This is a genomic window from Enhygromyxa salina (assembly GCF_002994635.1).
Lineage (GTDB): Bacteria > Myxococcota_A > Polyangia > Nannocystales > Nannocystaceae > Plesiocystis > Plesiocystis salina_B.
The window spans coordinates 101,081-113,893 of the sequence record NZ_PVNL01000004.1 but is presented as its reverse complement, the minus strand read 5'-3'; the positions used below and the strand labels follow the sequence as shown (position 1 = coordinate 113,893).

At 68.6% G+C, this 12,813-nt stretch carries 13 protein-coding genes; 4 read left to right on the top strand and 9 right to left on the bottom strand.

The genetic code is table 11. The features are described 5' to 3' along the window. Nucleotide 1: 1 nt before the first annotated feature. Both ENSA7_RS01295 and ENSA7_RS01290 read left to right on the top strand, forming a co-directional pair. A complete protein-coding gene (locus ENSA7_RS01295) occupies nt 2-808 on the top strand; it encodes a hypothetical protein (RefSeq protein ID WP_106087355.1) in 807 nt (268 codons plus the stop codon). A gap of 81 nt (nt 809-889) precedes the next feature. Next, nucleotides 890-1,843: a serine/threonine protein kinase gene (locus ENSA7_RS01290; RefSeq protein WP_106087354.1), complete on the top strand. Its 954-nt coding sequence runs from the start codon at nt 890-892 to the stop codon at nt 1,841-1,843. A gap of 15 nt (nt 1,844-1,858) precedes the next feature. On the opposite strand, the gene ENSA7_RS01285 is transcribed toward ENSA7_RS01290, so the two are convergent. Continuing rightward, entirely contained in the window at nt 1,859-2,758 is a 900-nt protein-coding gene (locus tag ENSA7_RS01285; RefSeq protein WP_146157190.1) for a hypothetical protein, read from the bottom strand. 110 nt (nt 2,759-2,868) lie between these two features. Between ENSA7_RS01285 and ENSA7_RS01280 the strand changes: the two genes are divergently transcribed. Then, nucleotides 2,869-3,645, top strand: coding sequence for a YkgJ family cysteine cluster protein (locus ENSA7_RS01280; protein ID WP_106087352.1), 777 nt, complete (start codon nt 2,869-2,871; stop codon nt 3,643-3,645). A 415-nt stretch (nt 3,646-4,060) separates the two neighbouring features. On the opposite strand, the gene lon is transcribed toward ENSA7_RS01280, so the two are convergent. From lon to ENSA7_RS01240, 8 genes are all read right to left on the bottom strand, one after another. Beyond that, nucleotides 4,061-6,541 (bottom strand): endopeptidase La, encoded by a 2,481-nt coding sequence (gene lon, locus ENSA7_RS01275; protein ID WP_106087351.1) that lies wholly within the window; start codon nt 6,539-6,541, stop codon nt 4,061-4,063. Between the two features lie 168 nt (nt 6,542-6,709). Beyond that, complete coding sequence (locus ENSA7_RS01270) at nt 6,710-7,972, bottom strand: hypothetical protein (RefSeq protein WP_106087350.1); 1,263 nt, start codon at nt 7,970-7,972, stop codon at nt 6,710-6,712. Next, entirely contained in the window at nt 7,969-8,652 is a 684-nt protein-coding gene (locus ENSA7_RS01265; protein WP_181232891.1) for an HAD family hydrolase, read from the bottom strand. The genes ENSA7_RS01270 and ENSA7_RS01265 overlap by 4 nt, the downstream gene beginning before the upstream one ends. A gap of 44 nt (nt 8,653-8,696) precedes the next feature. Next, nucleotides 8,697-9,257 carry a hypothetical protein gene (locus ENSA7_RS01260; RefSeq protein ID WP_146157189.1) on the bottom strand — a complete coding sequence of 187 codons (561 nt, stop codon included), beginning with the start codon at nt 9,255-9,257 and terminating at the stop codon, nt 8,697-8,699. Beyond that, the gene (locus tag ENSA7_RS01255; protein ID WP_106087347.1) at nt 9,241-10,002 is read right to left on the bottom strand and encodes a hypothetical protein; all 762 of its coding nucleotides are present in this window, start codon (nt 10,000-10,002) and stop codon (nt 9,241-9,243) included. The genes ENSA7_RS01260 and ENSA7_RS01255 overlap by 17 nt, the downstream gene beginning before the upstream one ends. After that, on the bottom strand, nt 9,999-10,565 hold the full coding sequence (locus ENSA7_RS01250; RefSeq protein WP_146157188.1) for a tetratricopeptide repeat protein: 567 nt from the start codon (nt 10,563-10,565) through the stop codon (nt 9,999-10,001). Before ENSA7_RS01250 ends, ENSA7_RS01255 begins: the two co-directional genes overlap by 4 nt. Further along, nucleotides 10,565-11,215, bottom strand: coding sequence for a hypothetical protein (locus ENSA7_RS01245; protein WP_146157187.1), 651 nt, complete (start codon nt 11,213-11,215; stop codon nt 10,565-10,567). Before ENSA7_RS01245 ends, ENSA7_RS01250 begins: the two co-directional genes overlap by 1 nt. A gap of 199 nt (nt 11,216-11,414) precedes the next feature. Next, nucleotides 11,415-12,023 (bottom strand): RNA polymerase sigma factor, encoded by a 609-nt coding sequence (locus tag ENSA7_RS01240; RefSeq protein ID WP_181232890.1) that lies wholly within the window; start codon nt 12,021-12,023, stop codon nt 11,415-11,417. A 31-nt stretch (nt 12,024-12,054) separates the two neighbouring features. Between ENSA7_RS01240 and ENSA7_RS01235 the strand changes: the two genes are divergently transcribed. Then, the gene (locus ENSA7_RS01235) at nt 12,055-12,804 is read left to right on the top strand and encodes a pseudouridine synthase (RefSeq protein WP_106087343.1); all 750 of its coding nucleotides are present in this window, start codon (nt 12,055-12,057) and stop codon (nt 12,802-12,804) included. The last annotated feature ends 9 nt before the right edge of the window (nt 12,805-12,813 follow it).

Below are 12,813 nucleotides of genomic sequence, written 5' to 3'. Positions count from 1 at the left end.
CATGCCAAACCGAGCCAAGCACACCGCATCATCGATCCGTCTGCGGTCGTTCTCGACGATCATGTCCGTCATGGCCGTCATGAGCATGGAGGGCTGCGGCGATCCCTGTCTCGACGACGGCCCGTCGATCGGCACCTGCAAGAACGCCGCCGCGAGCGGCTCGGAGACCCAGGCCACCAGCGGCGCCGAGTCCAACGACGGCACCGCCGACGGGACCGCCGACGCCGAGGCCGGGACCAACAGCGGCAGCGCCGAAGGTGACGGCGATCCTGGCGACGGCGACGACGGCGACGGCGACGGCGATCCCGGCGACGGCGACACAGGTGACGATGATCCCGGCGACGGCGACGGCGATGACCCCTGCCACAACGGCATGCACGATCCAGGCGAGACCGGCGTCGACTGTGGTGGCGTCTGCGTGTGGGTCAACCCCCTCAACGAGGACGACGTCGAGGGCCAGTGCAACGAGGGCGATCCGTGTGATGAGATCGAAGACTGCGTCGCGGGCGAGTGCAGCGACGCGGGCATCTGCAATGTCTGCCCCGACGAGCGGCCGCCCGAGTTCGACCCCATGGACCTCGGCTACAACGACTGCCAGAGCTGCCTGCTCACCAACTGCTGCGACGCCGTCATCTCGTGCTTCCAGAACATCGAGAAGTGCGTGTGCTGGTTCAACTGCGTCGAGCACACTGGCGCGACACAGACGTGCATGGACCAGTGCGGCAACGGCAACATCGGCGGCATCAACTCGTGCATGAACAGCTCCTGCAAGGCGTCGGGCAACCAGCAAAACTGCTCCGCCCCCTGAGAGATCGGCGCTTCAGCGCGGTTCTACGCCTGCGGTCAGGGATCACTTTTCGCCTGCGCCCGGTGACGATAGAGTGCTCAGGTGAGCTCCGAGCCAGCACAAGCAGAACCGCAGCTCTCACAAGAGGAGCTCGAGAACATCGAGCTCGCGTCGGGCTCCCTGATCACCCAGTCGAAGACCTACAAGATCGTCGACCGACTGGGCGAGGGCGGGTTCGGCAAGGTCTACAAGGTGTTCGACCCGATCATGAACCGCTACTCGGCGCTCAAGATGATGAAGATGAGCGTGCCCGAGGACGAGCGTCGGCGGTTCCGCCAGGAGGCGCGGTTGTGCGGCACCTTCATGCACCCCAACCTGATCCGGACCCTCGAGGTCGGGACCACCAAAGAGCACGGTCTGTTTTGGTTCGCGATGGACTACCTCGAGGGCTCCGACCTGCTCGGCTACCTCAATCGCGGCCAGCAGCTGAGCTTCGCCCACCTGCGCGAGATCTTCAGCCAGACCCTCGACGCGCTGACCCACGTGCACGCCCGCAACTTCGTGCACTGCGACATCAAGCCCGCCAACATCTTCGTGGCGATCGATCTCTATGATCCCAACCTTCGGCTCGTGAAGCTGATCGACTTCGGCGTCGCCATGGATCTGTCCGACCAGGACGCGCCCCCCAAGGGCACGCCCAGGATCATGGGCGATCCCTTCTACATGCCGCCCGAGCAGACCTACGCCAACCCCAAGCTCGACGCCCGCTCCGATCTCTACGCGCTCGGCATCACCTTCTACGAGATGGTCACCAACGGCCGACACCCGTTCGAAGACCTGTTCGAGGCCCACCCCCGCGAGGTCCTGATCGCCCAGCGCGAGCGGATCCCGGCGCCGCCGAGCACCTACCTGGCACCCGACATCGATCCCGAGCACGCCAGCGACGTCGACGGCTTCTTCGCCACGGCCACCGCCAAGAACCCCGACGAGCGGTTCCCCTCGGCCGAGATCATGAAGCGAGCCCTGCAGCACGTCGTCGACCCGCGCGGCGAGTGACCGGGCGAGTCGAGCTCAGAGCCGGGTGATGTTCCCCGTCGCGGGGGCGACCTCCCACTTGCTCCCTGAGCCATCCACGATCTGCACCGGCTTCTTGGTCACCGTCGCAATCGCAACCGCGCGCGCGACCGTGCTCGGGCCGACCCCGGGCCCAGGCGTGGACAGCGGGAGCTTGCTGGTCCCGTCGCCGGCCAGCTGCAGACGCTCGCGCGAGACCGTCAGCGCTTGCTTGCGCTTGACCGGATCCAGGACCGTGTACTCGATGTCCGGCGACTGATCATCGGCGCCGATCATGTAGACCCGCGTCTGCCGTTGGCCCGTCGCTGCGCCGTCGGCCATGACCTGCTCGCGAAACGCATACGCGACCCACCGCCCCCCGGCGTGCTTGGCCGCTGCGCTGGCTTGAACCACCTGCACCGCCGCGATGGTTCGGCGCTGCTCCGCGTCGGGCTTGCCGCCGAGCTCCTGCGGCTCGAGCGACTCGTCGGGATCGATCGTCAGCGGCACCACCACCCAGTTGCGGGCCTCGTCGGCGCTCGCGTCCCCGTCGGCGAGATCGTCGTCATCCCAGCGGTAGTAGGCGACCTGGCCCGAGCTACCGCCAGGATCGATCATCGGGATCGCCAGGAACTTGGCCGCGGTCACGCCAACGAAGCCCGCGAACGCCCGATCGCCGAGGCGCATGGCTCGCTGCATGCGCCAGATCGTCATGCCCCGCGCATGGATCCCGGCGAGGTCACTGTCCTCGAGCGCGGGTGGGATCGCGGCCATGTCGGGCGATGAGGCGTCGTCGTAACCGATCGTCCCGCCCTCGTCGTCGGGCGCGGTGCCCGGTCCCCCCGCGCCACCCGTGGCACAGGCAGAGCCGGCGAACAGCACGATCGCAGTGGCGAGCAGGAGCTTCGGTCGGTGCACGACCAACAGCGTAACAGCCGATCCGAGTCGATGTGTCGCGCGAAGCCCCGTCAGCCGCGCGGCCCACAAATCATGCCTGTGGGCGGCGCCAGTCCATGAAATAATGCGGCGTGGTCCGGCTCAGGGTCGTTGACGAAGACGGGCGCTCGTCCGCGCAGCGCGGCCAAGATCTGCACCGCGCCCGCGATCGAGACGAAGCGCGCGAGAACCTCGCGGCGGTCCTCGCCCCGTTGCGCGAGGCCCAGCGCTGCGTCGAGGCGGCGGTCGCCAAGCCCGGCCGGGCGACGCCGTCGGACCAGGTCTTCGACCTGCTCGATCGCGCCTACGCGGCCCTCGATCTCTACCTCGCCGACCTGCTCAACGAGGCCGCGATCGACCCGGCCTGCGGTCCGCGGTGCTCGGCGTGCTGCACCGACCTGCCGCCGATCCTCCCGATCGAGGCGCTGCGCATGGTCCGAAGCCTGCGCGCCCAGGAGGGGGGTCCTGCTCGACTGCAGCGCGCCGTCGAACAAGCCCGCGCCTTTCAGCGAGTCCTGCTCGCGCACACCGGACCGCAGCCCAAGCTCGACGGCACCGAGCCCGGCTACCGCGAAGCCCAGCTGGCCTGGCGCCGGCTCGGCCACCCCTGCCCCGTGCTCGGCGACGACGGCAACTGCTCAGCCTACGAGGCCCGCCCGCTCAGCTGCCGCGCCCACGTCCACGTCGAAGATCCCGCTCACTGCGAGCCCAACAGCCCCCGGTTCCTGATCGCCGAGCGCCCCCCTGTATGGGGCCACCCCCGCGAGTGCGAGGTCGAGCTGGCCCTCGCCACGATCAGCAAGCTGCTCGAGCTCCCGGCCGCGCCCAACCTCCAGTGGGGCCTGGCTCTGTTTTTGACCCCCACATAGACTTTAGACCTCGCCGACTGCAGCCGCTGACGCGTCTGGTCGCTTCGCTCCTCGGAGCTGTTTGTTCGCAGCCGCATGTGTGGCCCCCTGGAAGGGGGCTCATTCGTGCTGTGAGCATGGGCTGGCTCGACCGCAGATGCCTGCAGTTGGCTTCGTGGAGCGCGAGCAGCTGCAACTCGAACGACTGTCTACAGTCGCTTCCCCCGTGCCCGAACGAATGAGCTGGCCCCGTCAACGACTCTCCCGCCCCCCATCAAACCTCGACACGTCGATGGAGCGCCATCCGGTGGCGGGCAAACGCCCAGACGAGAGCCCCCTTCCAGGGGGCCAATCATACGCCCGCACACAGCCAGCCCGCCGGGAGCGAGCGAAGCGAGTGACCTGCGAAGTGCGAAGACCTATGTGGGGGTAAAGGTCAATGCGGTCCGTGGCGGGCAGCCGTGGCGTCGGCCTCGAGCTGCTTCTTGCGATCGCGCTCTTCGAGGTAGTCGCGGGCCTGGACCCAGTCCGTGGGGCTGGCCGGCTCTTCGCCCGACATGAACCGCCGCAGCGCCTTGTTCGGGTGATCGTCGCTCAGCGGCGTCAGGGCCCAGCGCAGGACGTCGTCGACGCTCTTGGCGAACCGGATGTCGAGCGACTTGAGCACGTTCTTGGGGATGTCGTGCAGGTCCTTCTCGTTGTCAGCCGGACACAGGACCAGCTTCATGTCGCTGCGGTAGGCGGCGAGGATCTTCTCTTTGAGCCCGCCGATCGGCAGCACCGCGCCGCGCAGGTTGATCTCGCCGGTCATGGCGACGTCCTTGCGAACCGGCACGCCGAGCAGCGCCGAGACCACCGAGGTCACCATGGTGACGCCCGCGCTCGGGCCGTCCTTGGGCACCGCGCCCTCGGGGAAGTGGATGTGGAAGTCCACGTGCTCGTAGAAGTCCGGGTCCAGACCAAAGGTCAGGCAGCGCGAGCGGACGTAGGTGATCGCCGCGCGGGCCGACTCCTGCATGACCTCGCCGAGCTTGCCGGTGAGCGTGACCTTGCCCTTGCCGGGCGTGATCGTGACCTCGGCGGGCAGCAGATCGCCGCCGAAGATCGTGACCGCGAGGCCGTTGGTCATGCCGATCTGGTCGTTCTCTTCGCCGCGCTGGTAGCGGAACTTTCGCGGCCCCAGCAGCTTTTGAACCGCCTTGGAGTCGACCTTGAACGACTTCTTCTTCTTGTTCTCCTTGACGTAGTCGCGGGCGACCTTGCGCAACACCGAGGCGATCTCGCGCTCGAGCGAGCGGACACCGGCCTCCTTGGTGTAGTGGTGGACCAGCTCCTTGAGCGCGGCGTCGGAGAAGCTGACCTCGACCTCGTCGAGACCGTTGAGCTCGCGCTGCTTGGGCAGCAAATATTGCCGGGCGATCTTGAGCTTGTCTTCGTCGGTGTAGCCCGACAGCTCGATGATCTCCATGCGGTCCTGCAGCGGCAGCGGGATCGTGTGCAGGCTGTTGGCCGTGCACAAGAACAGCACGTCGCTGAGGTCGTAGTCGAGGTCGAGGAAGTGGTCGACGAACGCCGAGTTCTGCTCGGGGTCGAGGACCTCGAGCATGGCGGCGGAAGGATCACCGCGGAAGTCCATCGACATCTTGTCGATCTCGTCGAGCAAGAACACCGGGTTGGACGACGCGGCCTTGCGCAGCCCCTGGATGATCTTGCCCGGCATCGCGCCGATATAGGTGCGCCGATGCCCGCGGATCTCGGCCTCGTCACGCACGCCGCCAAGCGACACGCGCACGAACTTGCGACCGGTCGATCGCGCGACGCTCTTGGCCAGCGAGGTCTTGCCGACGCCCGGCGGGCCCACGAGGCACAGGATCGGCCCCTTGACCTTCTTCACCAGCGCCTGCACGGCCAGGTACTCGACGATGCGCTCCTTGGGCTTCTCGAGCCCGTAGTGATCTTCGTCGAGGATGTGCTCCGCGTCGGCGATGTCGAGCTTGTCGCCGGTCTTGTCGTTCCACGGCAGCGAGAGCACCGAGTCGATGTAGTTGCGGACGACCGTGGCCTCCGCTGACATCGGGCTCATCATCTTGAGCTTGCGCAGCTCCTTCTTGAGGCGATCGGTCGCCTCCTTGCTCATCTTCTTGCGGCGGATCTTGTCTTCGAGCTCTTGCAGCTCGTTCTTGAATTCGTCTTGCGAACCCAGCTCCTTCTGGATCGCCTGCATCTGCTCGTTGAGGTAGTACTCCTTCTGGTTCTTCTCCATTTGCTTCTTGACGCGGGTACGGATCTTCTTCTCCACTTGGAGAATCTCGATCTCGTTCTGCATCAGCTCATAGAGGGTCTCCAGCCGAGTCCAGACGTTCTCGGTCTCGAGCAGATCTTGCTTGGCGGCGAGCTTGAAATTGACGTGGGCGGCGATCGTGTCGGCGAGTCGCGAAGGGTTGTCGATGCTCTGCACGCTGACCGCGAGCTCTGGCGGTACGCGCTTGTTGAGCTTGACGTAATTTTCGAAGGTGGCCTGGACCGAGCGCATCAGCGCCTGGAACTCCGACTCTTGCTCGGGATCGACCTCGGGGGTGTCGACGAGCTCGGCCTCGACTTCGAAGTACTTGGCGGTGTCCAGATACTCTTTGATCCGCGCGCGGGCCTTGCCCTCGACCAGGACCTTCACGGTGCCGTCGGGCAACCGGAGCAATTGAACGATGGTGCCGATCGTCCCGAACTCGTGGATGCCCTCTGGCTTGGGGTCGTTGACCTTCGCCTTCTTCTGGGCACACAGAAGGATCTGGCGGTCGGCCGCCATGGCCTCTTCGAGGGCATTGATCGACTTCTCGCGCCCGACGAACAGCGGCACGACCTCGTGGGGGAAGACGATCAGCTCACGCAGCGGGAGGAGGGGTATTTTGACGGTTGCCATGGCTCAGCAGTGGCCGCGCGTGATCTTGCATCCCGGGGGCCTAGGCCGAGCAAACGCTAGCACCGGCGCCAGGGGTGGTCAAACAACGCCCGGGCCCGAGAACGGCCGATTTTTGGACACTATCGGCGGTTTCTTGGCAACCCCGAGGGATGGCGCGACCCGCGAGCTTTAGGGCACCGGGCTCGTGAACCACCGCCAGAGACGAGCGACTGCCGACCCAGCGAGCACCGTCCACGGCACGCCCGGCTCGCCTGTCAGAGCGCCGACCGCCGTCGCCATCTCGAGCAAGGGAGCGCCCTGCAGCCACGAGGGCATCGTCACACCGAGACGCTTGATGAGCGCCGCCGATCGGGGGAGCTCGAGGATCCTCGCGTCGTCTCCGCGCAGCCGCGCGCGCGCGTGGGCGAGGGACAACAGCGCCGAGACCCCACCGACCGCGAGCAGCACCAGCGCCGCGACATTCGAGCGATCGGTCTCGGCGACCAGGACATAGGTCAGACACACCGACAAGGTCGCGTGCGCCAGCGGTCGGGTCGCGCCAGCCAGCGTGTCACCGGGCACCCAGATCTCCGGGCGGCCAAATTCGTCGCGCGGATTCATGGCTTCGTCTCGCAAGAAGCGAAGCGGCGCGAGCAGTCGCGAGACGTGGACACCGAGTAGCAACAGCAATCCAGCCAGCACCAAGCTCGCCCAGCTGTTGACCAGCGCGACCGGCCCCGAGGCCAGCGCGACACCCAGTGCAAGTAGCTCGAGCTGGGCGACGGCCAGGTTCGAGCGGGCCAGCCAGCGCAGGGTCCACACGCTGATCTCTCGGTGCCAGCGCGACTCCCCCGCGAGGCTGCGGTGCACGTGCTCGGTCTCGGTTCCGCGCCAGCCGCTGGTTCGAGACCGGCGCGCCTCGGTCCGCAGCACCAGCCACTCGGCGCGCTCGACGTCCTCCGGGTAGACGACGCGAGCGATGTCGTCGGGCCCCAGGCTCTCGGGCCAGTCGAGCTCCTCGGACACGGGCATGATCGCCGGCATCGCGCCGAGTTCGCCGGCGAAGAAGCCGGCCGGCCGGGCGACGCCGTCGTAGAGGCTGAACCGCTCGTCGGGCTCGAGCGGGTGCTCGACCATCAGCCGCAGCAGCTTGGGATCGACGAAGGTCCCCTCGAACACGACCAGCGCAGGCCCCGAGAGCTCCTCGCCGATCGCGACCTCACGCGCGCCCGCTGGCGCGATCGCCAGGCCCGGCGCCGCGACGACCTCGGAGAACCCTGCCTCGCGGGCGGCGGATGTCGTGCGCTGCGCGAGCGGGATCCCCAGCAGCGGCGCGGCCAGGCGGGCGCGCGCCTCGGGATCGGGGAGCAGCACCAGCTTGGGCCTGAGCTCCGATCCGTTGGACTCGCCGTGCGCGGCTCCAGTGGTCCCGGCTGTGGGCTCGCCGGTCATGAACGCAGCATGACCGCCCGCAAGAAGTCTGCGTCGATGCCGGTCAGATCCTGGACGATCCGGTGGGCGCCGCGTTGATCTTGGTGACCCGGGTCGCCGACCGGGCGGTTGGCCGCCGCGGTTGCGACCACGCGCATGCCGGCCGCCAGCCCCGACCCGATCCCGGCGCTGCTGTCTTCGAACACCAGGCAGCGCGCGGGCGCGACCTCGAGCTGCTTGGCGGCCGCGAGGTAGCCATCGGGCGCCGGCTTGCCGCGGGTGTAGTCCTCGGCGCCCAGGTACATGCGCAGGCTCGGCCCAATGCCCAGCAGCTCGATCGCTTCGCCGAGCTCGGCCCGACACGAGCCCGAGACCACCGCGGTCGGGATCTCGAGCTCGGCGAGGATCGCGACCAGCTCGCGCGCGCCGTCGAGCACGGTGAGCTCGATGCCCTCGGCCCGCATCTGATCACGCATGTTGATCGACCCGGTCTGCATGGCCACGAGGTCAACGCCGACGCGCTCGGCCACCCGCAGCTCGACATAGATGTCTTGCCAGGCGTGGCCGATCACGAAGCTGCGCTCACGCTCGTCGAGCTCGACCCCACGCGAGGCCATGTAGCGGGCGATCGCCTCGGCGTAGACCGACTCGCTGTCGATCAGGGTCCCGTCCATGTCGAGCAATACGGCTGCGGGCAGCATCGGCCCCAGCATAGGTTGGAAACGCGGACGAGAAAACGACCCGCTCACGCGTCGCAGGCGTCGCAGGCTCGACCGGCCGTGTGACAGTCGTCGACGGCGCGCTCGCAGGCGTCGGCGTAGACCGGGTCGTCGGCGTGCGAGTCCGACAGCGAGCAGATCCGGACCTCGAGCATGCAGATCGACTCGCTGAGGTCACACAGATCACCGCAGCGCGAGCCGGTCTCCTCGACGGCGGACGGTTGGTCGTCGGCCTCGGCGGGCGCGGGTGCCTGTTCCCCGGCGCCGATCGTCGCGTCAGCTGACGCGTCGCCACCCGCGGACCCACCCGCGCCGCTGGGGCTGGCTGTCGCCTGGTTGCCGAGCGCGGGCGCCAGGCCGAGCGCGCGCATGCGGCCCTCGAGGGCGTCGAGCTCGGCGAGGGGATCACCATCCGCGCGAGCCCGGTCGCCGGCTTCGGGCAGAGCGTCGGGGGCGGTCGCGTCCCGGCTGCCAGCTTTCTTGCTGCACCCGGGCGCGAGCATGCCCAGCGCGCCGAGCAGCGCGATACCTGCGAGCCCTGTTCCAAGGGATCCGAGCGGCCCACGTGGATCAACCAACACACGCATTGCATGCCTCCTGAGCGACTTCGCAGTCTTCGGCCGCGCGATCGCACGCGGATCGGTAGTCTTCATCGCCGCCGTGGCGATCCGCGAGCTCGCAGATCTGAGCGTTGAGCTCGCAGGTGATCTGGCTGAGGTCGCAGATCATCGCGCAGCGACCGGCCGCGTCCTGCTGTGGCGATCCGCCGGTCGGGGACAGCGGCGCGGCCTTGGCCTCTTCCATTTTGGGCGCCGCGTGGGGCTGGATCGTCTTGGCTTGCTTCTCGCGCTCGGACCCCTTGCGCTTGTCGGTCTTGTCTTTGCTGCGCTCATTCCCGTCGCGCGGCGCGGGGCCAGGCGACGGTGTTCCGCCGGGCGGTGGCGGCGCGAAGTCGCCGCTGGTGGACGGCTTGTGGTCGGGCTTGGTCCCGCTGGGGCGCTCGGGCGCGGCCTCGTCCTCGAGGTCGGCGTCGTCTGCCGCCGACCCGTCACCTGGCGAAGGAAGGGCGACCCCGAGCGCGCGCAGCTTGGCCTCGTTGGCCGCGAGCTCGCGCTGCATCTGATCGAGACCCCGCTCGCCGTCGGCGGCGGGCTCGGTCGCTGGGCTCGCGGACGCGGCGTCGGGCATGGCCTCGGCCTCGGCCAGGGCATCGGCCTCGCTGGGCATGCTCTCCTCGTGCTGCGCCGCGCAGCCGAGCGTGGTCGCAGCCGCGCATGCGAGCGTGACCCAGTGCAGGACCCAGTGCAGGACCCAGTGCAGGCGTCCCCTCACCGGCTGCCCTCCATGACCTCGTCGAGCAGATCGCGGTTCATGTCGAGCGCCTGCTGGTAGATCAACAGCGCGTCATCGTCGCGACCGAGCTGCTCGAGGACCTCGCCGCGCAGCGACAACAGGTGCGCGGTGAAGGGGTTGGGGTCGAGCAACTCCCACTCGCGGCCCAGGCCCTGCTCGGCCAGGTCCAGCAGCTGCTGCGGGGTCTTGGCGTCGACCTGGGGGTTGTCGAGGCGCAGCCGCAGCAGCCTGCCGAACGCGTCGTGGCGCAGCTGGACGCAGGCATCACCGCCGCGATCGCGACCGGGCCACTTGATCGCGCGCAGCTGCTCGAGCGCACTGATCGCGCCAGCGATGTCGCCCCGCGCCAGCATGACGTCGACCTGTTTGTCGGTCGTGTCGACGGTCTGGGCGAGCGCGACGAGGGCGTCGGGCTCACCGGGCGGCTTGAGCTTGCCGGCGAGCGCGAACCCACCAACTGTCAACAGTGCGCCCAGGATCGCGCCAGTGAGCAGCTGCCCGAGCGCGTGCGAAGGGGTCGAAGGTGCCCTTGCTGTCGTCATCATCCACCTCCCCTGGACTTGGCCAGAAGTCGTGACCGCAGCTCGTCGCGGCTCTGATCGACGCTCACGCCGATCGTCGCGCGACCGTGCGGAGCGAGCCGAGCGAAGCTAGTTTCGAACGCGCCCGGCTGGCCGTCGCGGGATGCGATCTCGCCGGCGCCCCGGCCCCCGCCGGTCACGGCGTCGGCCTTGGCAGCGCGGGACTTCGCGGGCGCGGCCGACTCGGCGAGCTCGGCCTCGGACTGATCAGCGAAGCCCTCGGCCGGCGCCGCGGCGGCCGGCTGCTCGGCTTTGCGCTCGGCGTCGTCGGGAGCGGCGGCATCCTGCAGCGCGACGCTGTCTGGCGCTGACGCGGGGTCGACGACGACGACAAACAACACCGCCGCGGCGGCGAGCGCGGGCGCTGTCCACCAGACCCAAGCCTTGCGCCACCAAGGTTCAGTGGCGGGCGCGACCTCGGCCTGGATGTCGGACCAGATCGCGTCGAGTTGTTCAGCGGAGATCGCCTCGGGCTCGCGGGTGTGGCGGAGCAGGTGGACGAAGGCGAGCTCGGCATCGACGCTGCCGGCTTCCCCCTCGGCCTCTTGCCCACGTCGCAGGGCCTGTTCCCACTCGGGATCGAGGACATTGCTGGGGTCTGGTTTGGTCATCATGAACACCCTCGCGTGGGGTGGCGCGTGTAAGGCGAAGCGGGCTGGCCCGTAGGGAGCCTTCGGCTTCCGCGGCGGGTAACGCCTGCTTGGAAATTGGGCTTACGTCGAGCTGACAATACGAGTGGTTGGGGGTTGGCGCCCGCCGATCGGCGACGTCGCGGCACTCGAACCGAGGTCAAAGCTGGCCGCGGGCTGCTCACACGCTCACCTCGGCCAGGTCGAACTCGACGCCCTCCTGCTCGCACGCCTTTCGAAACGCGCGAACGGCCCGGAACAGGAGCACGTCGAGGGTCCCGATCTTGACCTCGAGCAGCTCGGCGCAGTCTTCGCGGCTGCGATCCTCCAGCAGCCGCAGGCGCAGGACCCGGGCGTAGCGGGGGTTGATCAGCTCGAGGATCGTGTCGATCCGCTTGCGCAGGGCCTGGTGCTGGACGGCCTCTTCGATCGGGGTCTCGGGTTCGCGATCGCCGAACACGTCGAGGTGGTGCGAGAACGATCCGCGCAGGCGCTGACGCCGGCCCGACGCGCGCAGCAGATCCCGGGCCTTGTTCTTGGCCAGGACCTTGAGCCACGGCCAGATGCTGGTGCCCCGCCACTCGTAGCGCGGCAGCGCCCGGTTGGCCGAGATGAAGGTCTCGCGCACACAGTCGTGGGCGTCGTCCTTGTCGCCGAGCATCGGGACCAGGATGTAGCTGAACAAGATCGGCGCGTAGTGCCGATAGATCCGCTCGAACGCATGCTGGTCGCCCTGCATCGCGCGTTCGACAATCGCGCGCTCTTCGGCCAGGGGCTCCGGGCGACCCACGCCGCGCACCATACCCTACTATTGGCCGGGCGTGCCCCGGCTCGATCAACTCCTCGCCCGCAACCTCGGTCAGTCTCGCCGCGAGGTCACCCGACTGCTGCGCTCCGGGGCCGTGGCCGACCCGACCGGCGCGCGGCTGCGAGACGGCCGGGTGGCGATTGCGACCGCTTCGCTGCCGTTTGAGGTCAGCGTGTCCGGGGTCGCGCTGCGCCTGCGGGAGCACGTCCACCTGATGCAGCACAAGCCGATCGGGGTCGTGACTTCACGCAACGACGATCGCCACCCGACCGCCTGGGGCCTGCTCGACGGCGCGCCGATGCACGCGGAGCTGCGCGCGGTCGGTCGGCTGGACCTCGACGCGGCCGGCCTGCTGCTGTGGACGACCGAGACCCCGCTGGTCCACGCGCTGACCCACCCCAACCGGAGGGTGCCGCGTACGTACCAGGTCGCGCTCGCCCGGGGCTGGACCCCGCCGCCGCTCGGGCCGGACGGTACCCCCACGCTGGCCTTGCTCGATGGCTCGCGCCCGCGCATCACCGAGCTCGCCCCGCTGCCCGAGCTCGACCTTCACCCAGCCCTGCAGCCGCCGCCCGGCACGGAGTCGCTCGCTCGGATCACGCTCCTCGACGGGGCCTACCACGAGGTCAAGCGAATCTTCGCCGCGCTCGACAGCCACGTGCTGCGCCTGGTTCGGGTCGCTCACGCGGGCCTGCAGCTGCCCGAGGAGCTCGAGCCAGGCGCGTGGATCGAGCTGCCCTCGCTGCCCTCCCAGCGACCGTGATATGACAAC

Coding starts and splice junctions, on each gene's coding strand:
- ENSA7_RS01295 (WP_106087355.1), top strand. CDS start 2: ATGCCAAACCGAGCCAAGCACACCGCATCATCGATCCGTCTGCGGTCG.
- lon (WP_106087351.1), bottom strand. CDS start 6,541: ATGGCAACCGTCAAAATACCCCTCCTCCCGCTGCGTGAGCTGATCGTC.
- ENSA7_RS01270 (WP_106087350.1), bottom strand. CDS start 7,972: ATGACCGGCGAGCCCACAGCCGGGACCACTGGAGCCGCGCACGGCGAG.
- ENSA7_RS01265 (WP_181232891.1), bottom strand. CDS start 8,652: ATGCTGCCCGCAGCCGTATTGCTCGACATGGACGGGACCCTGATCGAC.
- ENSA7_RS01260 (WP_146157189.1), bottom strand. CDS start 9,257: ATGCGTGTGTTGGTTGATCCACGTGGGCCGCTCGGATCCCTTGGAACA.
- ENSA7_RS01250 (WP_146157188.1), bottom strand. CDS start 10,565: ATGACGACAGCAAGGGCACCTTCGACCCCTTCGCACGCGCTCGGGCAG.
- ENSA7_RS01245 (WP_146157187.1), bottom strand. CDS start 11,215: ATGACCAAACCAGACCCCAGCAATGTCCTCGATCCCGAGTGGGAACAG.